Origin of the sequence: Adhaeribacter arboris (assembly GCF_003023845.1) — a bacterium.
Classification (GTDB): Bacteria; Bacteroidota; Bacteroidia; order Cytophagales; family Hymenobacteraceae; genus Adhaeribacter; species Adhaeribacter arboris.
Genome location: NZ_PYFT01000001.1, coordinates 5,894,007 through 5,913,606, shown reverse-complemented (window position 1 = coordinate 5,913,606; position 19,600 = coordinate 5,894,007). Strand labels below are relative to the sequence as shown.

The following is a 19,600-nucleotide window of genomic DNA, read 5'->3' as shown; positions in this document are numbered from 1 at the left end:
AATGAATTGCTTCCCTCTTTAGAGGGAGAAATAAATCAAATAAAATCATCGACCAAAATCTAAAAATATAAAACCATGAAAAAGCTTCTTTTACTATTAGTATGGGTGCCGTTCTTCAGCTTTGGGCAAACGGTTGCTACTAAAACTACTGCTATTTCTACCTCTACTCCGCAAGCAGCGATTCCATCTGAAACTTTGCAGAAATATGCTGGAGTGTACGAATTGAATAAAGATTTTCAGGTAACTATTTCGGTAGAGCAAGACAAATTATTTGCTTTAGCTCCCGGTGACCAGGAAAAATCAGAATTTACCCCTGAAACAAATACCAGGTATTACCTGAAAGGTACTCCGGCAAAAATTGAATTTATAGAAGAAAATGGCCAGTTGTACTTACTGGTAAACATGCAAGGTGGGCTTAAACTTAAGAAGATTAGTTAACGCAGACCAATGCGATTTTACAATCTAACAATCCAACAATAAACCTCTGTGGACTGTCATCCATGGACTATCGACTAAAGAAATGTTAAAAAATTATATAAAAATAGCCTGGAAAGTACTGCTCCGCCGGAAGTTCTTTACTTTCATCAGCCTGTTCGGGATCAGTTTTACGCTGATGATACTAATGGTGGCTACCGCTATGATAGACCACGTAACCGGCTCGCATACTCCTGAAACCCACCTAGACCGTACGCTCTTCATTAATTTTATTAAGATGACGGGCAAAAAACAAGGGTCTATGATGAACACAACGCCTAGTTATTATTACCTGACTCATTACGTGAAAACTTTGAAAACACCAGAAAAAATATCTATTAGCAGTGTGTTTAAAGGGGTAAACAGTTACGTAAATAACAAGCGCCTTTCTCTGGATTTGAAATACACCGACGCGGAGTTCTGGGAAATTCTGGAATTTAAATTTCTGGAAGGTAAGCCATTTAACCGGCAAGACCTTAAAAATGCGAATAAGGTAGCTGTTATTACCCGCCATACCCGCGACCAATATTTTGGCGCAGGAGTAAGTGCCGTAGGTAAATACTTGGTAGCCGATGGCATTCGCTACCAGGTTTGCGGAGTAGTAGAAGATGTTCCTATTTCCCGTTTCAACTCTTATGCGCATTTGTGGGTTCCTGTTTCTACGGCTAACATTAATAAAGCCGATACAGGTTTACCGGGCGACTATAATGGAATTATTCTGGCCAAATCCGCTTCTGACATTCCGGAAATTCAGGCCGAATACCAGCACATCGTGAAGCAAATAAAAGTACCCGACCCTAAGAATTACGACACCTTTAGTAGTTACGCCGAGGGAATTCTGGAAGGCATGTTCGTGCGGCAGGTATTCGGTGATAGATACACGGGAGAATCAGGTATGGGCAAATTTATTGCCTTTGTTACCCTTATAGTATTCTTATTTATGCTCATGCCAACCATTAACCTGATAAATATTAACGTGAGCCGTATCCTGGAGCGGTCATCGGAAATAGGGGTTCGTAAGGCATTTGGCGCTTCGTCCCGCACGCTTATCGGCCAGTTTTTGGTCGAGAATATCTTTCTTACTTTACTCGGTGGCTTCCTGGGATTTTTACTTTCCGCGCTGGCCCTACAGCTAATCAGCAACAGCGGTATTATTCCTTACGCTCAATTAACGCTTAACTGGCGCGTATTCGGGATTGGAATAGGACTAAGCTTATTATTTGGTTTATTATCCGGGGTAATCCCGGCTTACAAAATGTCAAAATTACAAGCCGTAGAGGCACTGAAAGGAGGCAACTTATGATCCGCCATTTATTTACTTTAATCTGGAACCGGAAGAAAAATAACTTTCTGATGATAACCGAAATTTTCTTTTCTTTTATTGTATTGTTCGGGGTACTAAGCCTGGCTTTTTATTACATTGATAATTATAATAAGCCTTTGGGTTATCAACACGATAAGGTATGGGTTATGACCCTACGTTGGAATCAGGAAAAACCAAAAGAAGTTAAAGAAATCCAAGGCCGGTTGCAGCAACAGTTAAAATCTAATCCCGAAGTGGAAGGCGTGGCTTTAGTCAGTAGTAACGTACCGTACACCATGCAACAAATGAGCGGCGACTTTCATCATAATAACCGCAGGACACAGTCTGACTTTTTTCAGGTAGACAAAGATTTTGCGGCAATTATGCAGTTAAAAATAAAAGATGGCCGTTGGTTTAACGATCAGGATCAAAATTCAAAATTTAATAGTATTGTTATTACCCAATCGCTCCGCGACGCAGTTTTTAAAGAAGAACCAGTGATCGGTAAAGTAGTAGCGGGTATGTCGGGCGATGATAAAAATCCTAAAAATAAAATAATTGGCGTGGTGGAAGCCTATAAGCAAAAAGGAGAATATTCCGAAGACAAACCGGGCTTTTTTGAATACAAGTATTTAGAAAATGCGGCCGATTCTACCTGGGTTCCCTTTAATTCGGTACTCATTCGGGTAAAACCAGGCGTAACCAGTGCCTTCGAGGAAAAATTAATGAAACAGGCGAGCCAAGTGGCGAAAGGTTGGACCCTCGAAATTAAATCCATGAATGAAATGCGGATTTCCCAAAATAAACTAGCCTTAATCCCGCTTATTGTTTTCTCGGTGGTATGCGGGTTCTTAATCATTAACGTAGCGCTTGGGTTATTCGGCGTGCTATGGTACAACATTAGCCGCCGCATCTCCGAAATTGGTCTGCGCCGGGCCATTGGCGCTGCTTCCGGTCAGGTTTACCGGCAATTTATCGGGGAGGTTTTGGTACTAGCTACTTTTGGCATCTTGTTCGGGATGGTAGTGGCGGCTCAGTTCCCGTTGCTTCAAGTTTTTGGCGTACAAACAGGTGTTTACATAGCTGCTCTAGGAAGTGCCGTAGTAATTATTTACGCCTTAGCTGCCGGTTGCGCTGCCTATCCTAGTCTCCAAGCGGCTAAAATTGCTCCCGCCACTGCCCTACACGAAGAGTAGGTTTGGTTGTTCGTTGCTGGTTGTTGGTTGTTAGACAATGGTCCATGACTGATAGTCGAGGGTTTGGGTGAATCGTCTACCTTACGCGTTTACCACCCCCAACCCCTCCTAAAACAGGAGGGGAGCTTTGGATAACGGGCTATTTACGGGTGAATTGTAAAAGGCAGTTGTTAAAAGAGAATGACACCAGTTTAGCTAGTGAGGGCCTTCTAAGGTTCTGGTGCCGACGCAGGAGGCATTCCGCAGCGGAGCAAGGAAAAGAAGCTTAGACCGCCTGAACTGGCTAAACGAGGCCCGCCGGCCAGGAGGCAAACACGGGCTGTTAAAGCGCATCAGCACTGGTCTATTGAGACTTGCAAAGTCTCAACGGAAAGACAGAAGTAAATACTTTAAATCTGATGCTGTACATCATCCCCCTACCCCCTTCAAAGGGGGACATTTACCGGATAAGTTAAGAAAACACTGGCTTTAAACGGAAACAGAAACTTTAACTTGGCTTCTGAACCATTGCTGGTTTACCCTGAAAATTTTGTAATTTTAAAATATTGGCGAAATCCGCCTGATTTTGTATGATTCTGATTATTGACGATGATGTGGCTATTCGGACCTCGTTAGGTCTGCTGTTAAAACAAGCCGGGTACCAAACCCAGAGCGCGGCCGGGGCTAAAAGCGCTTTGTACGTACTGCACCAATCCCAACCCATCGACCTGATTATCCTGGATATGAATTTTTCGATGGACACTTCCGGACGGGATGGTTTGGAATTACTCGGGCAGATTAAAGAATTGAACCCAAAGATTCCGGTTATTCTTATTACCGGCTGGGGCTCTATTTCGCTGGCCGTAGAAGGCATGAAGGCCGGCGCTTTTGATTTTATTTCCAAGCCCTGGAACAACGAACACCTGCTGCAAACCATTCATACGGCCCTCCACTTAAACAAAAATACTTCAGAACCCGACAGTAGCAACCTGAATCGCAAGCAGTTAAATCAGCAATACCAATTCGCCAACATTATCGGCGAAGATCCGGCATTGATTCAAATTCTGCGGCAAATTGGCCAGATTAGTGCTACCGACGCTTCGGTGTTGATTGAAGGCGAAAGTGGAACGGGGAAAGAATTAATTGCGGAAGCTATACACCAAAATAGTACGCGCAAAAACCAGAATTTTGTAAAAGTAAACTTAGGCGGTATTTCCAGTAGTTTGTTCGAAAGCGAAATGTTCGGCCATAAAAAAGGTGCTTTTACCGATGCCAAAGGCGACCGCGTGGGCCGATTTGAACTGGCTAACAAAGGCAGCATTTTCCTCGACGAAATTGGCGAACTGGATTTAAGCAGCCAGGTAAAGCTTTTACGCGTGTTGCAAGACCGCACTTACGAAGTACTCGGCGACAGCAAACCGCGCCAACTAGATATCCGGGTAATTTGTGCGACCAACCGCGACCTCGCCGAAATGGTAGCCCAGGGCAAGTTCCGGGAAGATTTATTTTACCGCATTAATTTAATTACCGTTAAGCTACCAGCTCTGCGCGAACGGCCACAAGATATACCTCTGCTGGTAAAACATTTCTTACATAATTTGCAAAAAACCTATCACCGATCCAACTTGCAGGTTACCGAAGCGGCCTTGCATTACTTGGCCCAGCAATCCTTGCCCGGCAATATCCGCGAATTGAAGAATTTGGTAGAACGCACCGTATTGGTTTCGGGCAAAGATTATTTAGATGTTTCGGACTTTCAGGGTCAGCAACCCAAAAACCCGCGGAAAGTTGAAGCTCCCGTTCTGGCCGGTGTGGGAATGATGACTTTAGAAGAAATGGAAGCCGTTCTGATTCGCCAATCCATGGAACAACACAAAGGCAACATTAGTAAGGTAGCCAAATCGCTGGGTTTAAGCCGGGGAGCCTTGTACCGACGGCTCGAAAAATTCGATATTCCTTATGACGCTGCGGACTAAGTTTATTTTGTTTGCGGTTTTAATTCACGCGGTAATGGCGCTTATTGCGGCCCGGTTACTAACCACCGATAAAATCTGGTTTGTGGGCACGGAGGCGCTGATTATTGTTTCCATTATTGTAACCGTAAATATTTACCGTTCTTTTGTTCGGCCCTTAGATTTGGTTTCGGCGGGGATTGAATCCATCCGGAGCAAAGATTTTACCGTAAAATTTTTGCCGGTTGGGCAGCGCGAAGTAGATCAATTGGTAGAAGTTTATAATTCTATGATTGACCAACTGCGCCTGGAGCGCACCTTACAAGCCGAAAAGCATTTTTTACTCGAGCAATTACTTTTGGCCTCGCCTTCGGGCATTATTCTACTAGACTTTGACGGAAACATCGAAAATATAAACCCTAGTGCTTCGCAGTGGCTACAGGTAAGCTTGGCTGATATTAAAGGTAAACCGCTCTGGGTTTTACCTAACCAATGGGGAACTGATTTAGCTGATTTAACCCAAGGCGAACCAAAAGTTTTTAATGTAAACGGTATCCGGCTGTTTAAAGCCCAGAAAGCGCATTTCGTAGACCGGGGATTCCCGCACTATTTTATTTTGATTGAGGAACTTACCGAAGAATTAGTCCGGCAGGAGAAAGTAGCCTACGAGAAAATTATCCGGATGATGTCGCACGAAGTAAATAATTCTATTGGCGCCATTAACTCTATATTGCAAAGTTTTAAATTTTACACGCCGCAACTGGAAACCGAACTGCAGTCCGATTACGAGAATGCCTTGCAGGTGTGCATCGAACGTAATACGCAGCTCGCTAATTTTATGGGTAAATTCGCCGGCCTGGTGCGCTTGCCCCTACCGCAAAAGCAAACGCTGGACTTACACGCATTGCTGCACCACGCGTATTATTTATTGCGTACGGCCGCCGAAAACCGCAACATTGCCTGGGTTTGGGACTTAGCCGCCGAACCTATTTACATCCAGGCCGATGAACAGCAGCTAGAACAAATTATAATTAATATCATCAAGAATGCTTTTGAAGCCATGGAACAGGACGGGAGGCTTACCATTAAAACCCTAGCGCAACCACCCACCTTACTTATTGAAGATAATGGCCCCGGCATCCCTCCCGAAGTCCGCCAACAACTGTTTTCTCCTTTTTTCAGTACCAAAAAGAATGGTCAGGGCATAGGTTTAATGCTTATCCGCGACATTCTCATGAACCACGGCTTTCCATTTTCTTTAGAAACCATCGCCGACCATCGTACGGTTTTCAATATTCAATTTAAATAAAATGCGCTCCTCAAACCCGTCGGGTTTCTGTCTAAAAGCAATAAGCACCGTTACTCTAAAAACCCGGCAAGTTTTCGGGTCTCTTTTATCAGTATTCCGTTTTTTCTGTCATTCAAGAAGAACTTTTTGGGCTGGATAGCGAAATAGTTTCGCTCTGAAGAACAGAAAAGTTTATTTACAGAGTAATAGAATAATTTTATTTAAAATTTTAATGACCTTATTTAACAAGTTGATTTACCTTAGCAACTTATTCTAATGAAGCCATCGGAAATTTTGCAGTATCAAGAACGAGGTATATTCTCTTATGAAAAACCTGATTTTTATTTTACTCATTGCTTTCGGTTTGTTTTTAGCGCTTTTTTTCTACCGCAAATACGCCCTTACGCAAACCGAATTAACTTTAGCTAACCAACGCATTCTGGACCGCGACCGGTTAATTTACAATAACCAAAAAAGATTAGATACCCTGAAAAGCAACAACGCAAGCACTTCAAGAAGCAGCGAAAAATCTATTGCTAGTTCTAATTTAAGCGCTTTAAGTACTGACGATTTAACCCGTTTACAAGAAAAAGGCTTAACCAGCCCGGAAACTAACTTACGGGAGGATTTAATTAGCAAACAGAATATGTTATTACCGAAAGGTTCGTTAGGCGGCACGATGGCCATACAGCAGGTAAAAGTTTTAAACGACCGCTACGTGCTGGCCTACTTTGAAGATGGACACAATGGCGGTTATCTGCTGCTGCGGTTCTCCATCGAACCGGACAAACGTATCAACTGGAAAGTACTGGATTATTATAGGCTATAAGTTAATCTTCCGTTTATTAGAAATTTTTCTAATGCTAAGAGATTATAATTTCACCAGATGAACGTTCCTAATTAAAAGCAGAAAAGCCTTACCAGAATATTCTAGTAAGGCTTTTACACGATAAAAAGTCTAATATTTATACTATGGCCGCTAAGCTTTGTTCCAGGGCTTGAATCTTAGCTTCCGCATCGGCTTTTTTCTGGCGTTCTTTTTCCAGTACGGCTTCGGGTGCGCCGTTCACGAAACGTTCGTTGCTCAGTTTTTTATCTACCGATAGCAAAAATCCTTTCGTATATTCCAGTTCCTTTTGCAAGCGTTCGCGCTCCAGAGCTACGTCTACGTTGCCTTCCATCGGAATAAAAAATTCACTGGCGCCTTGTACAAAACTGATGGCATTATCTAAGGCTGTCTCTACAAAACTGATTTCCGAAATATTAGCCAGCTTCTGAATAATGGGTTGAAATTCATTTATTAAGCTTGCATCCGCTGTTTTGACGGAGAGTTCCAGAGCCTTGGTGTTGGGTATATTTTTAGCATTCCGTACATTCCGGATACCGGCAACAATTTCCATGGCTTTATCCATTCTCTCGATAATACCCATTTCTACTTCTTTTACTTCCGGCCAGTTGGCTACAATTAGGTAATCATGGGCTTGTCGTTCGCGGAGCTCGTGCCAGAGTTCTTCGGTAATAAACGGCATAAATGGATGCAAAAGCTTCATCAAATTTTCGAAAAAGCCAATGGTACGCTCGTAGGTTTCGCCGTCGATGGGTTGCTGGTAAGCCGGTTTAATCATTTCTAAGTACTGCGAACAGAAATCGTCCCAAACCAGTTTATAAATCGTTAGCAAAGCATCGGAAATCCGGAACTTATCGAAGTGCTCTTCAAGTTGGGTCAAGGCGGCGTTAAACTTGGCTTCAAACCAGTTAATAGCTAAATTATTCGGGCACTGCAAACTAGTATTTACTTCCCAACCTTTTAGTAACCGGAAGGCATTCCAGATTTTATTACTGAAATTCCGTCCCTGTTCGCATAATTTTTCATCGAATGGTAAATCATTACCCGCCGGCGAACTGAACAGCATACCCGTCCGCACGCCATCCGCACCGTATTGCTCAATCAAGCCCAGCGGGTCCGGCGAGTTACCCAGCGATTTCGACATTTTACGGCCGATGCTATCGCGTACAATTCCGGTTAAATACACGTTCCGGAAAGGCAGTTCCCGCCGGTATTCAAAACCAGCCATAATCATGCGGGCCACCCAGAAAAACAAAATTTCCGGGGCGGTTACTAAATCATTCGTCGGGTAATAATATTGAATATCCGGATTATCGGGGTCTTTAAAACCATCAAACACCGAAATAGGCCAGAGCCACGCCGAGAACCAGGTATCCAGTACGTCTTCGTCTTGCCGCAAATCCTGCGTAGTTAAGTTTTCGTTGCCGGTTTGCTGCTTAGCTAATTTTAAGGCTTCTTCGGCGTTAAGGGCAACTACAAACGAACCATCCGGCAGATAATAGGCCGGAATTTGCTGACCCCACCAAAGCTGCCGCGAAACACACCAATCCCGGATATTTTCTAGCCAGGAACGGTACATATTTTTAAATTTAGGCGGATGCAGCTTAATTTCATCGTCCATTACGGCTTTTAAAGCCGGTTCGGCTAATCTTTCCATTTTGCAGAACCACTGCATCGATAACTTTGGCTCAATTACGGCATCGGTCCGCTCCGAAAAACCTACGTTATTCGTAATTTCTTCGATTTTTACCAGTTGTCCGGTAGCATCCAGGTCTTTTACGATTTTCTTGCGTACCACAAACCGGTCTTCGCCGATGTACATCTGGGCGCGTTCGTTTAAAGTACCGTTATCGTTTAAAATGTCGATGCTCGGCAAGTTGTGCCGGTTACCCAATTCGTAGTCGTTTATATCGTGCGCGGGAGTTACTTTTAGAGCGCCGGTACCAAACTCCCTATCTACGTACTCGTCGAAAATAACCGGAATAGCCCGGTTAATGAGCGGCACCAAGGCTTTTTTTCCTTTTAAATGCTGGTATCGCGGGTCGTTCGGATTTACGCAGATAGCCGTATCGCCCAGAATTGTTTCCGGCCGGGTGGTAGCAATGGTAAGATAATTATCCGGCTCGTCTTCCATCTGATAGTTTACGTAATAAAGCTTGGAGTGTACCTGCTTATGGATTACTTCTTCATCCGACAGAGCAGTTAATCCTTGCGGGTCCCAGTTCACCATGCGCACCCCGCGGTAGATATTACCTTTCCGGTATAAATCCACGAATACCTGAATTACCGCTGCGGATAAATCTTCCTCCATGGTAAAACGGGTCCGGTCCCAGTCGCAGGAAGCGCCGAGTTTTTTAAGCTGCTCCAGAATAATGCCGCCGTACTTTTCTTTCCACTCCCAGGCGTATTTTAAAAATTCTTCCCGGGTAATGTCCGTTTTGTTAATACCGCGGGCTTTAAGCATGGCTACTACTTTGGCTTCGGTAGCAATAGACGCGTGGTCGGTGCCGGGAACCCAGCAGGTTTCTTTTCCTTGCATCCGGGCGCGGCGCACCAATATATCCTGAATGGTATTATTGAGCATGTGCCCCATGTGCAACACGCCCGTAACGTTAGGCGGCGGAATTACCACGGAGTACGGCTGTTTGTGCGGATTTGGCTTTGATTTAAAAAAGCCCTTTTCTAGCCAGTTTTGGTACCATTTATCTTCTACTTCTTTCGGATTATAGGTTTTGGCAATCGACATAATATCATTCCGGATTTTGGACCGCAAAAATAAGAAATTATGCGGTGAGATGAAAGTTGCAAGTTACAGGTTGGAAGGTTGTAAAGTTGGAAGGTTGTAAAGTTAAAAGTTGGATGTTACGGACATATTGTTAAATCAATTTTTCTTTAAAGGAACTGATCTTTGCAACCATTTTGGATATTACAGAATCATCTTAACAACTTCTCAATTAGATTTTCTGCTTTATAGCGCGTTAATTATATAGTTTATTTTAAATTTACTTACCCCTAAGATGAGATGCTTGCTGGTGTGCTGCCTATTCAGTTGTTTTTGTAGTATTTGTGTATTTGCTCAAAACGAAAGCACCAAAACCTGGCAGATCCGTTGGGCGGCTTCGAGTTTTGCTTTATCCCGGACCCCCAGTTTGCAGTTGGGAATACAGAAAAATATTAGTTCCAGATGGGCTGTTTCCGCGGAGTATGGTCTTTCTACTTATAAGTTGTATAAGGATAAATGGTACCCGGATAGTGTTCGGGAAGATTTTCGTTACCATAAATTCCGGGCTGAAGTAAAACATTATTCTTACGTTACAGAGGTTTCCGATAATATAAACACGCACGTATATTGGGGCTTAGAAGGGCTTTTTATTCCGGAAAGGTATAATAAACAAAGGGATTCTTTCCGGCGAGGCTACCAAAATTACGATTATTTCTTCTCCCGGATTAAGAGCAATATTTACGTAGCCAGTTTAAACGCCGGCATTGAATGGCGGTATAAACAAAGATTGGTATTAGATACGTATGCTGGTTTAGGCCCCCGCTTTATTCATATTCGCCATTATGATACGGTATTAGGTTATAATGTGCCAGATAACGGCGGACTCTTAAGTTTTTTAAATTTTGACGATTCTAAAGACGGGAAAGAAGGCTGGCACACCACATTGCATGTAGCCTTAGGGTTTAAACTAGGTTATTACATTTGGTAATTAATTTTAAAGATGAACCTTTCATTCAGCCTTAAAACAAAACCATAAGAAAGCTCCACAAGTATGAATTAAGAAATTTGTACTAAAACTTATTCCTGAAAATTAAAAAATGGAGCTTTATGGAGAAATTAAACGGCAAAGTAGCCTTAATAACCGGGTCTGATTCGGGTATTGGCCAAGCCACCGCTATAGAATTCGCTAAAGAAGGCGCGGATGTGGTCATTTGCTACCACTCCGATAAAGAAGGAGCCGAACAAACGCTGGCTGAAGTTACCAAGCTGCACCGCAAAGGTTTGGTTTTACAGGTAGATGTAAGCGACGAACAATCGGTAGAGCAATTGTTTGCCGATGCTTTAAAGGAATTTAGCACCCTTGACATTCTGGTGAACAATGCCGCCGTAAACGGCTCCGGCGTAAAAGTAGCCGATATGCCTACCGACGTATTTGACCGCACCATCCGGACCAATTTATACGGTACATTTTTCTGTTCCCGAACTTTTATCCGGCACCGCCAAAAGCAAGGCGGCAAGGGCAAAATCATAAATGTAAGTTCCGTACACGAAGAAATTGTATCGGCGGGTACCGCCGATTACTGTGCTTCTAAAGCGGCCGTCCGTAATCTTACCCGCACATTAGCACTGGAACTGGCCGAAGATGGCATAAACGTAAATAATATCGCACCCGGCATGATTCTCACGCCCATGAACCAGGAAGCCATGGACGACAAGAAAGTAAGAGAAGAAAAATCGCAGCACATACCCATGAAACGACCCGGCAATCCGGAAGAAATAGGCAGGTTAGCCGTCTTCCTGGCCTCTTCCGACTCCGACTATGTTACCGGTTCCAGCTATTTTATGGACGGCGGCTTATCGCAGTTTATGGGCCAAGGCGCTTAATTTATAAGAAGTTGTTCGTTATTAGTTGTTCGTTGTTAGATAAGTAAGGTGTAAAAGCACTAATTTCTCTTACATTTTAGAATCAGTAAGATATAAGAACAGATTCAAATAACTCGATTTATTAAAACCGAGTAGCTAAGAATTCACGACACCAGTTTGGCTATGGAGGGCCTTCTAAGGTCCCGGTGTGGCGTTGAGCCACATTCCGCAGCAGAGTTACGGCTCAACCGCATCAGCCCTGTAAAATAAAGGCTTGAAAAGCCTTCACGTAACAAGCTTACTTAGTTCTATCTACTACAAGAAACTCTTCTAAAAACAAAAGAGCCTGCATTAAAAACAGGCTCTTTTAATTAGAACGTAGCTGAAATTAACCAGCCGCGTGCAGCCATTCTTTTTTAGCCAGTAAATCTTCTTCACTTTCGCGATAGTCCGGATCGTCTACGCAGCAGTCTACGGGACATACGGCCGCACATTGTGGTTCTTCGTGGAAGCCTGTACACTCGGTACATTTATCGGAAACTATGTAGTAATATTCATCAGAAATAGCTGGTTGCGGTGCATCGCCGGCTACTACCTCGCCGCCGTCAATCTCGACTTCGGTTAAAGAAGTACCGCCGCCCCAGGTCCATTGTACACCACCTTCGTAAATAGCGGTGTTGGGGCATTCTGGCTCGCACGCACCACAATTAATACATTCGTCGGTGATCATTATAGCCATAATCGTGTCTCCTGTTAATTTTTATATAATTTTGTAATTGTAAACGCTGGTAAAATTAGAAGATTACCTTCTATCATTCAAAAATTTTCCGGTTTAATTCGAAATTTATCAATAATAATTATTTATGAACTTAGAAATTCGCTTGCAAGCCTTTGTTCAACTAGGTCATCAGTTACATGCACTGACCCTGGAACAAGTGCAAGAATTAACCCAGCAAGCCCGCCGCCAGAATGCCTGGTTCGATGAGCCTAACGTAAAGCACGCACTTAACAGCCTTGCCGCTATGCTCAATGAACCCCAACTCCGCACCTGGCTGGCCGCTTATAATTTAGAAAACCTTCAACCCCGGAAAGTCGGCGTTGTTATGGCCGGCAATATTCCACTGGTGGGTTTTCACGATTTACTAACCGTTTTGTTAAGCGGTAATTATCTCTACGCGAAATTAAGCTCCGAAGATACTTTTTTACCAAAATGGCTCGTACAGCAATTAGTAGCTATACAACCAAAGTTTAAGGATTTTGTTGTATTTGTTGACCTATTAAAAGAAGTGGATGCTATTATTGCTACGGGCAGCGACAATACTGCTCGCTATTTTGAGTATTATTTTTCTAAAAAACCACATATTATTCGCCGGAACCGGAGTAGCCTGGCGGTTTTATCTGGGTTTGAAAGCCCGGAAGAACTTGCCCAATTAGGTAACGATATTTTTCAATATTATGGCTTGGGCTGCCGCAATGTTTCGAAGCTGTTGGTACCGGAAGGATACAATCCGGAAGCTTTATTCCAAGCCTTAGAATCTTATAAAGGGGTGCTGGACCATCATAAATACGCCAATAATTACGATTACAATAAGTCGATTTTGCTCGTTAATCAAACGCCGCATTACGATAACGGCTTTTTATTGCTCACCGAAAACAAGCAGTTAGTCTCTCCCATATCGGTCGTTCACCTGGAAACCTATACCAGCCAGGAAGATTTAAAAGAGAAACTGGCAGCACTGAGCGATAAAATTCAATGCGTGGTTTCGGCTTTCGGCTGGTACCAGGGCAGTATTCCTTTCGGGCAGGCCCAATGCCCCACGGCAGCTCAATACGCTGACAATGTGGATACGTTGGCTTTTTTATCTGGTTTAAATATTTTGCCCGCCACTTTATAAAACAAAATATTCAGTGTATATTACTATTTACAGGAATGCACAGCAAAGTTTAGTTAACCTTCTACCGTAATGGCTAATTTATCTACCGAAGCTTGGATTGCAATATGGGCTACCCTTGGCGGCCTTATATTGTTCCTTTGGCTCTTTTTTGGCGATAGCTTTTATAAGAGCCGCAAGTACCTGCCCCGGCATTTACAACCCGGCGATAAATTTATGTACCGGGTGGAAAAGGTAAACGGGCCTACGCTCTTCGAAGTAACTTACGAATGCCGCGTAACGCAAATAACCGATAAAGGGGTAGTTACCCGGATGTACGGCGATAACGATAACCACTACGTTACTTTTAAGGAACTGGAAGAAAGTAAAGGGTTTACTATTCTATAACATTAAACAAATAAATTTCTGTTCTACCTGAAACTGGTTGCCCCCTCCCAAAGAACCAACTTCAGCAATACAACCGGAGTAAATACTGGAAATAAATAAATTTAAATTTCAAAGGTAAATCGTTATCTCGGGTATCAAATAAAAAACTTTAACGAAAAAGTCTGACTTCAGAATCAGGCTTTTCTTTTCTCTTTACATAAAACTAATCTTCTAACAACTCTTACTGGATATTTCTGAAACAGATTTTTCTCTTTGCCATCTGCCTTCTAATTTTCCAACTTCTTTGCTCCTATTTTTGCAGTTTTTAAATAATTCAATGCATTGTAATGTATTTATTCTGAACAAGTTGCGATAAAACCAAAATAGCTTTCAAGAAATTCGTTTGAACTTATTGACTAATTTAAGACCCCGCTAGATAACTTTTATTAAGTGGATTGGTTATGCATTACAGCTTAAGCGTAAAAATATTTAAATATTATATTTTAATTTTTTTTCAGAAAGCGTATATCTTCATATAAAGAAAAATACATTAATCTGGATTATGGACACTAACCAACTGCACGCAAGTTTGATTGATAAAGAAGTTATTCCTCAATTAAAATTTGCCCACGAAGATGTTATTACGGATAAATTGGAGAAAGTAAAACGTCTGCACGATTTAAAATGGGCCGCCGTTTTGGGTAACGGGTACCATGGAAAAGTAAACATATTGTTTCAAACTGAAGACGGAGATGTTAAAAGGGTAGAAACTACGGTTTGGGCTTACGATCAGGACTTTGTTACGTTAAAGTCAGGTACTTCAATGCCCATCCGCTGCATTCTAAGTATCGAACACATTTAACTATAGGTTTACCACTAATCTATTCCCGCCAAGCTTGGCCAATGAAGAGAAAAAAGCCCGCTCCTATCATTTAAAAACAATTTAAATTAACCCGAAAAAGTTAAAAGGCAACTGCGTAGTTGCCTTTTAACTTTTAAATAAGTTTTAAAGGTATTAAACTCCGCTTTAAATATATCTTATTAAGCTACACTTACTGCCTGAAATAACAAGTTCCGCGCGGTTCGTTCAATACCCGTGGAGTCAAAGCCGCATTCGCGGTGTAGTTCCAGTTGCGAACCATGCTCGATAATAGCATCCGGAATACCCAAGCGTTTTACTTGCGCATGGTAATTATGATCGGCCATAAATTCTAATACGGCACTGCCAAAACCACCTTGCAAACAACCATCTTCTACGGTAACAATCTTGTCGTATTTCTGGAAAATCTGGTGTAGGAGCTTTTCGTCGAGCGGTTTGGCAAAACGCATATCGAAATGACCAATTTTAACGTTTTCTTTCTGTAAGTTAAGGCACACTTCTACGGCGTAATTACCCACGGGGCCAATCGTTAAAATAGCGAGTTCTTCGCCTTCCTGTATTACGCGCCCCGTACCAACGGCAATTTTTTTAAGCGGCGTACGCCATTCCGGCATAACACCTTCGCCGCGTGGATACCGTATGCTAAACGGCCCCATATCGGGCTGGGAGGCGGTAAACATTAAGTTTCGCAATTCGGATTCGTTCATGGGCGAAGAAACTACCATATTGGGTATACAACGCATATAGGCAATATCGTAACAACCATGGTGGGTAGGTCCATCCGCGCCGGCAAAACCCGCCCGGTCTAAACAAAAAACGACATTTAAATTCTGCAGAGCCACATCATGAATAACCTGATCGTAAGCCCGCTGCATAAAAGTAGAGTAGATATTACAAAACGGAATCAAGCCTTGGGTAGCCAGACCAGCCGAAAAAGTAACCGCGTGTTGCTCTGCAATGCCTACGTCGAAGGCCCGGTCGGGCATAGCCGCCATCATAATATTTAAAGAACAGCCCGACGGCATGGCCGGGGTAACGCCCATTATTTTACTATTTTGCTGAGCTAGTTCTACCATAGTATGCCCGAATACATCCTGGTATTTAGGCGGTTGAGGCGTATCGTGGTGTACTTTGTAAATCTCACCGGTAATTTTATCGAAGGTACCCGGCGCGTGCCATTTGGTTTGATCTTTCTCGGCGAGGGCAAAACCTTTGCCTTTTACCGTGAGGCAATGTAAAAGTTTAGGACCCGGAATGTCTTTTAAATCGTGCAGCACCGAAACCAAGTGATTAATATCGTGTCCATCAATAGGGCCAAAATACCGGAATTTTAAGGATTCAAATAAGTTACTTTGTTTGAGCAGCGTAGCTTTAATGCCACTTTCTACTTTAGAAGCAATGGCTTGGGCATTAGGGCCAAACTTGCTTATTTTTCCTAATATATTCCAGATATCATCGCGCAGTTTATTGTAGGTGCGCGAGGTAGTAATATCGGTTAAATATTCTTTCAGCGCCCCCACATTGGGGTCGATGGACATGCAATTATCGTTGAGAATAACTAATAAATTAGCATTTGTAACCCCCGCGTGGTTTAAAGCTTCGAAGGCCATACCGGCCGTTAAAGCCCCATCGCCGATAACGGCAATGTGCTGCCGGTCAAGCTCGTTTTTGTACTGCGAAGCCACCGCCATACCCAATGCTGCCGAAATGGAGGTAGAAGAATGCCCGACGCCAAAGGTATCGTATTCGCTTTCTTTTCGTTTTGGAAAACCGGATAAACCGCCGTACTTCCGGTTGGTGTGAAAATTATCACGGCGGCCGGTAAGTATTTTATGCCCGTAAGCTTGGTGCCCCACATCCCAGACCAATTGGTCGTAAGGCGTATTGAAAATATAATGCAAGGCTACCGTTAGCTCTACCACTCCCAGACTAGCCCCAAAATGTCCTCCGTAGATAGATACATTATCAATAATAAATTGCCGGAGTTCCTGGCATACGGCTAACAACTGTTCCTGAGATAATTTCCGGAGATCGGCGGGCGAATGAATGGTAGCTAAAAGCTTTCCGGGCTTTATTAACATGAGCTAATACTTAGTTTATAAAAGCAAAACAAGGTTACGCGTAATAAGTTTGCGTGTCTGTCTGCGTATTTACGAAGAAGCGACAAAATTAGTCATTTTATTTAAGCAGACTTTATTAACCTTGTCTTATTCTTAAGATTCTAACAGCCGGCAAGCAAATACTACTCCTAAAATTAGCTTAGTTATAAAATTCTTATTAATGAGTATTTATCATCAAATAAGCGGTTAATTACAATATTTCAGTGGCCAACAACCTTAGGTTTTAAGCAGTTAAAATAAATTTTACTTTTTCTGTTTGGGTAGTTTATAGGTAAGTCCAATTCCTAAGGTTTCTTTAAACTGCAGCCGCGGCCCTTTTTTGTCGATAACCCCGTCTTCGTTAGAATCTACTTCTGTCAGGATGTCGTCGTCGTAAATAAGATGCGTAAAAATACTTACGTCAATTAGTTTATTTACTTTCATGTTAATGGTATTCTGCCAGTTCACATCAATGTTCTGCGGATTACGCACGTAATTAGAAAATAAATCGAGCTGGGTCTGGAAGGTGATATTTTGCATGAGAGGGGTCCGGAAACGCGCGTTTAAATACCCCCCGAATTCGCGCCGAAACTTATCGCCGGTGCCCGGAATAATTACCCCGGCGGTATCGCGCTTGGCTGGTTGCACGCCAAAAGCTCCGGCATCGGCCAGACTTCGGTCGCGTACAATCGTAACCTTACCGGTAACCGCCGATAAAAATACCGAGAAATTTTCGCGGGGCTTATAATCAAAACCAAGGGAACCCAAAATAAAGGCCGGGGCCAGAAAACGGGAAACCAACACGTTTTTTTCTTTATCTAAGGTTCGGGTAAATTGACTCCGGAAATTTACTTGTGCGGCATAATACCAGGCTTTAGATAAATTGCGGCCGTATTTAGAAGTTATATCAATTTGGTCGTCGCTTTTTTTGAGGCGATCTTTGGTAACTTTGAGTAAGCCGTAAGTAAAATTATTGGTATTGCTCCAGGAGCTACGATCGTCTTTGTAATTAACGGTAATCGTAACCAGACCTAAACCTGAAACGGAGCTTTGCCCGCCAGTAGCCCAATTCGATAAGCTTATCTGATTAAAATTAAGCGTACCAATCCCGCCAAACTTCCAAGGCCTGGCTTTAACCACCGTATCTGCGGCGGGAGCCAAGGTTAAAGGAGTAATTTGGGCCGATACTTTACCAACAAGTTTGAGCAATACACAACTTAACAACCAATATTTTTTCATACTTTGTTTGTATGAGACAAGCGTAATCAAGGAGTATTTAAATGGAATAAATTAAGGTTTACTTTTTAGTATGTCCCGGATATCGGTGAGCAGCAGTTCTTCGCGGGAAAGAGTAGGAGTAGCCGGCGCCGCTTCTTCTTTCCGTTTCATGGCATTTATGGCTTTTACTAACGAGAATATGGCTAATGCAATTATTACAAAATCTACCAAACTCTGAATAAAATTACCGTAATTGATAGAAGCACCTTCCGTTATTATTTTACCACCTTGTACTACGGGTTCGCTTAAAACGTATTTCAGGTCTTTGAAATCAATACCGCCAACGGCCAACCCAATAGGTGGCATTAGAATATCATTTACTAAGGAAGTTACAATTTTACCGAAAGCCGCACCAATAATAATCCCGACGGCTAAATCGATAACATTGCCTTTAACTGCAAATTGTTTAAATTCTGATAATAGGCTCATACTTTTAGTAAATTAAGTGGAACAGCAGACACAATACTAAAATCAAATATAATAAAATTAGCATGATATTATGCTGTTCGGCTTGGCTAAAAGCCGTCTTATTGCGGCGCCTATTTTATTCCGTTAGCTATGTTTGATAATCCATTGCTGATTTAATTATATTTGCGCCGGACTTTAGCCAATAAATAGATCCGAATGGATGTATGACAACGTATAACAACCTCAAATTAGACCTGCAGGAAGGTATATTGATTATTACCATTAGCCGGGTGGCCAAACTCAATGCTCTGAACATTGAGACGGTGGAAGAAATTCAGACGGCCATGCAGGAAGCATACGACAACGACGAGGTGAAAGGCATTATTTTTACCGGCGAGGGGGATAAGGCTTTTGCGGCTGGAGCTGACATCGGCGAAATATCGCAGTTAAATGAAGTAATTGGCCGGCGGTTTGCCGAACGGGGCCAAGATATATTTGCCATGATCGAAGAATCTACCAAACCGGTTATTGCGGCCGTAAACGGGTTTGCTTTAGGTGGCGGTTGCGAGTTGGCTATGGCCTGCCACATTCGGGTAGCGAGCCACAACGCCCGCTTTGGCCAACCCGAAGTGAATTTAGGTCTGATTCCAGGTTACGGCGGTACGCAACGCCTTACGCAACTGGTAGGCAAAGGCAAAGCCATGGAACTAATGATGACCGGCGATATGATTACGGCGGATGATGCTTTGCGTTTGGGTTTGGCCAACCACGTAACTACGCCGGGCATGCTCATGGAAAAATGCCTGGAAATTATGCGCAAAATTACTTCAAAAGCGCCGTTAGCCGTAGGCATGATTGTAGATTGCGTCAACGCCTGGTACGATAAAGAAGAACATGGTTACCAAACCGAAGCCAACTCTTTCAGCCGGTGCTGCGGTTCCGATGATTTTGTAGAGGGCATCAACGCCTTTTTTCAAAAACGCAAACCTCATTTTAAGGGTAGTTGAAGGTTGCAGGTTAGAAGGTTGGAAAGTTTTACGTTTTCCTACTATA

At 42.9% G+C, this 19,600-nt stretch carries 17 protein-coding genes; 12 read left to right on the top strand and 5 right to left on the bottom strand.

Annotated features, from left to right (window positions below; translation table 11 throughout):
* Positions 1-75: 75 nt before the first annotated feature.
* From AHMF7605_RS24035 to AHMF7605_RS24010, 6 genes are all read left to right on the top strand, one after another.
* A complete protein-coding gene (locus AHMF7605_RS24035) occupies positions 76-438 on the top strand; it encodes a DUF3471 domain-containing protein (protein WP_106932516.1) in 363 nt (120 codons plus the stop codon).
* Positions 439-520: 82 nt separating this feature from the next.
* Positions 521-1,777, top strand: a complete 1,257-nt coding sequence (locus tag AHMF7605_RS24030) for an ABC transporter permease (RefSeq protein WP_106932515.1) — start codon at positions 521-523, stop codon at positions 1,775-1,777.
* The gene (locus AHMF7605_RS24025; RefSeq protein WP_106932514.1) at positions 1,774-2,973 is read left to right on the top strand and encodes an ABC transporter permease; all 1,200 of its coding nucleotides are present in this window, start codon (positions 1,774-1,776) and stop codon (positions 2,971-2,973) included. Before AHMF7605_RS24030 ends, AHMF7605_RS24025 begins: the two co-directional genes overlap by 4 nt.
* Positions 2,974-3,542: 569 nt before the next feature.
* Positions 3,543-4,928, top strand: a complete 1,386-nt coding sequence (locus tag AHMF7605_RS24020; RefSeq protein ID WP_106932513.1) for a sigma-54-dependent transcriptional regulator — start codon at positions 3,543-3,545, stop codon at positions 4,926-4,928.
* The gene (locus AHMF7605_RS24015) at positions 4,912-6,213 is read left to right on the top strand and encodes a sensor histidine kinase (protein WP_106932512.1); all 1,302 of its coding nucleotides are present in this window, start codon (positions 4,912-4,914) and stop codon (positions 6,211-6,213) included. Before AHMF7605_RS24020 ends, AHMF7605_RS24015 begins: the two co-directional genes overlap by 17 nt.
* Before the next feature lie 304 nt (positions 6,214-6,517).
* A complete protein-coding gene (locus AHMF7605_RS24010) occupies positions 6,518-7,021 on the top strand; it encodes a hypothetical protein (protein WP_106932511.1) in 504 nt (167 codons plus the stop codon).
* A gap of 136 nt (positions 7,022-7,157) precedes the next feature.
* Here AHMF7605_RS24010 and AHMF7605_RS24005 read toward each other — a convergent pair whose 3' ends face one another.
* Complete coding sequence (locus AHMF7605_RS24005; protein ID WP_106932510.1) at positions 7,158-9,785, bottom strand: valine--tRNA ligase; 2,628 nt, start codon at positions 9,783-9,785, stop codon at positions 7,158-7,160.
* A 271-nt stretch (positions 9,786-10,056) separates the two neighbouring features.
* On the opposite strand from AHMF7605_RS24005, the gene AHMF7605_RS24000 reads away from it, so the two are divergent.
* Both AHMF7605_RS24000 and AHMF7605_RS23995 read left to right on the top strand, forming a co-directional pair.
* Complete coding sequence (locus AHMF7605_RS24000; RefSeq protein ID WP_106932509.1) at positions 10,057-10,749, top strand: DUF3575 domain-containing protein; 693 nt, start codon at positions 10,057-10,059, stop codon at positions 10,747-10,749.
* 119 nt (positions 10,750-10,868) lie between these two features.
* Positions 10,869-11,645 carry an SDR family NAD(P)-dependent oxidoreductase gene (locus AHMF7605_RS23995; protein ID WP_106932508.1) on the top strand — a complete coding sequence of 259 codons (777 nt, stop codon included), beginning with the start codon at positions 10,869-10,871 and terminating at the stop codon, positions 11,643-11,645.
* A gap of 367 nt (positions 11,646-12,012) precedes the next feature.
* Here AHMF7605_RS23995 and AHMF7605_RS23990 read toward each other — a convergent pair whose 3' ends face one another.
* Entirely contained in the window at positions 12,013-12,363 is a 351-nt protein-coding gene (locus AHMF7605_RS23990; protein WP_106932507.1) for a 4Fe-4S dicluster domain-containing protein, read from the bottom strand.
* A gap of 124 nt (positions 12,364-12,487) precedes the next feature.
* On the opposite strand from AHMF7605_RS23990, the gene AHMF7605_RS23985 reads away from it, so the two are divergent.
* From AHMF7605_RS23985 to AHMF7605_RS23975, 3 genes are all read left to right on the top strand, one after another.
* Positions 12,488-13,519, top strand: coding sequence for an acyl-CoA reductase (locus AHMF7605_RS23985; protein WP_106932506.1), 1,032 nt, complete (start codon positions 12,488-12,490; stop codon positions 13,517-13,519).
* A gap of 69 nt (positions 13,520-13,588) precedes the next feature.
* Positions 13,589-13,903, top strand: coding sequence for a hypothetical protein (locus tag AHMF7605_RS23980; protein WP_106932505.1), 315 nt, complete (start codon positions 13,589-13,591; stop codon positions 13,901-13,903).
* Positions 13,904-14,444: 541 nt separating this feature from the next.
* Positions 14,445-14,744, top strand: a complete 300-nt coding sequence (locus AHMF7605_RS23975) for a hypothetical protein (RefSeq protein WP_106932504.1) — start codon at positions 14,445-14,447, stop codon at positions 14,742-14,744.
* A 179-nt stretch (positions 14,745-14,923) separates the two neighbouring features.
* Here the strand turns inward: AHMF7605_RS23975 and dxs are convergent, their stop codons facing one another.
* From dxs to mscL, 3 genes are all read right to left on the bottom strand, one after another.
* On the bottom strand, positions 14,924-16,843 hold the full coding sequence (dxs, locus tag AHMF7605_RS23970; protein WP_106932503.1) for a 1-deoxy-D-xylulose-5-phosphate synthase: 1,920 nt from the start codon (positions 16,841-16,843) through the stop codon (positions 14,924-14,926).
* 282 nt (positions 16,844-17,125) lie between these two features.
* Positions 17,126-18,100, bottom strand: coding sequence for a DUF3078 domain-containing protein (locus tag AHMF7605_RS23965; RefSeq protein WP_106932502.1), 975 nt, complete (start codon positions 18,098-18,100; stop codon positions 17,126-17,128).
* A 51-nt stretch (positions 18,101-18,151) separates the two neighbouring features.
* Positions 18,152-18,568: a large-conductance mechanosensitive channel protein MscL gene (gene mscL, locus AHMF7605_RS23960; protein WP_106932501.1), complete on the bottom strand. Its 417-nt coding sequence runs from the start codon at positions 18,566-18,568 to the stop codon at positions 18,152-18,154.
* Between the two features lie 203 nt (positions 18,569-18,771).
* On the opposite strand from mscL, the gene AHMF7605_RS23955 reads away from it, so the two are divergent.
* Complete coding sequence (locus tag AHMF7605_RS23955) at positions 18,772-19,554, top strand: enoyl-CoA hydratase/isomerase family protein (RefSeq protein WP_106932500.1); 783 nt, start codon at positions 18,772-18,774, stop codon at positions 19,552-19,554.
* Positions 19,555-19,600 lie beyond the last annotated feature (46 nt).

Coding starts and splice junctions, on each gene's coding strand:
- AHMF7605_RS24035 (WP_106932516.1), top strand. CDS start 76: ATGAAAAAGCTTCTTTTACTATTAGTATGGGTGCCGTTCTTCAGCTTT.
- AHMF7605_RS24030 (WP_106932515.1), top strand. CDS start 521: ATGTTAAAAAATTATATAAAAATAGCCTGGAAAGTACTGCTCCGCCGG.
- AHMF7605_RS24025 (WP_106932514.1), top strand. CDS start 1,774: ATGATCCGCCATTTATTTACTTTAATCTGGAACCGGAAGAAAAATAAC.
- AHMF7605_RS24020 (WP_106932513.1), top strand. CDS start 3,543: ATGATTCTGATTATTGACGATGATGTGGCTATTCGGACCTCGTTAGGT.
- AHMF7605_RS24015 (WP_106932512.1), top strand. CDS start 4,912: ATGACGCTGCGGACTAAGTTTATTTTGTTTGCGGTTTTAATTCACGCG.
- AHMF7605_RS24010 (WP_106932511.1), top strand. CDS start 6,518: ATGAAAAACCTGATTTTTATTTTACTCATTGCTTTCGGTTTGTTTTTA.
- AHMF7605_RS24005 (WP_106932510.1), bottom strand. CDS start 9,785: ATGTCGATTGCCAAAACCTATAATCCGAAAGAAGTAGAAGATAAATGG.
- AHMF7605_RS24000 (WP_106932509.1), top strand. CDS start 10,057: ATGAGATGCTTGCTGGTGTGCTGCCTATTCAGTTGTTTTTGTAGTATT.
- AHMF7605_RS23995 (WP_106932508.1), top strand. CDS start 10,869: ATGGAGAAATTAAACGGCAAAGTAGCCTTAATAACCGGGTCTGATTCG.
- AHMF7605_RS23990 (WP_106932507.1), bottom strand. CDS start 12,363: ATGGCTATAATGATCACCGACGAATGTATTAATTGTGGTGCGTGCGAG.
- AHMF7605_RS23985 (WP_106932506.1), top strand. CDS start 12,488: ATGAACTTAGAAATTCGCTTGCAAGCCTTTGTTCAACTAGGTCATCAG.
- AHMF7605_RS23980 (WP_106932505.1), top strand. CDS start 13,589: ATGGCTAATTTATCTACCGAAGCTTGGATTGCAATATGGGCTACCCTT.
- AHMF7605_RS23975 (WP_106932504.1), top strand. CDS start 14,445: ATGGACACTAACCAACTGCACGCAAGTTTGATTGATAAAGAAGTTATT.
- dxs (WP_106932503.1), bottom strand. CDS start 16,843: ATGTTAATAAAGCCCGGAAAGCTTTTAGCTACCATTCATTCGCCCGCC.
- AHMF7605_RS23965 (WP_106932502.1), bottom strand. CDS start 18,100: ATGAAAAAATATTGGTTGTTAAGTTGTGTATTGCTCAAACTTGTTGGT.
- mscL (WP_106932501.1), bottom strand. CDS start 18,568: ATGAGCCTATTATCAGAATTTAAACAATTTGCAGTTAAAGGCAATGTT.
- AHMF7605_RS23955 (WP_106932500.1), top strand. CDS start 18,772: ATGACAACGTATAACAACCTCAAATTAGACCTGCAGGAAGGTATATTG.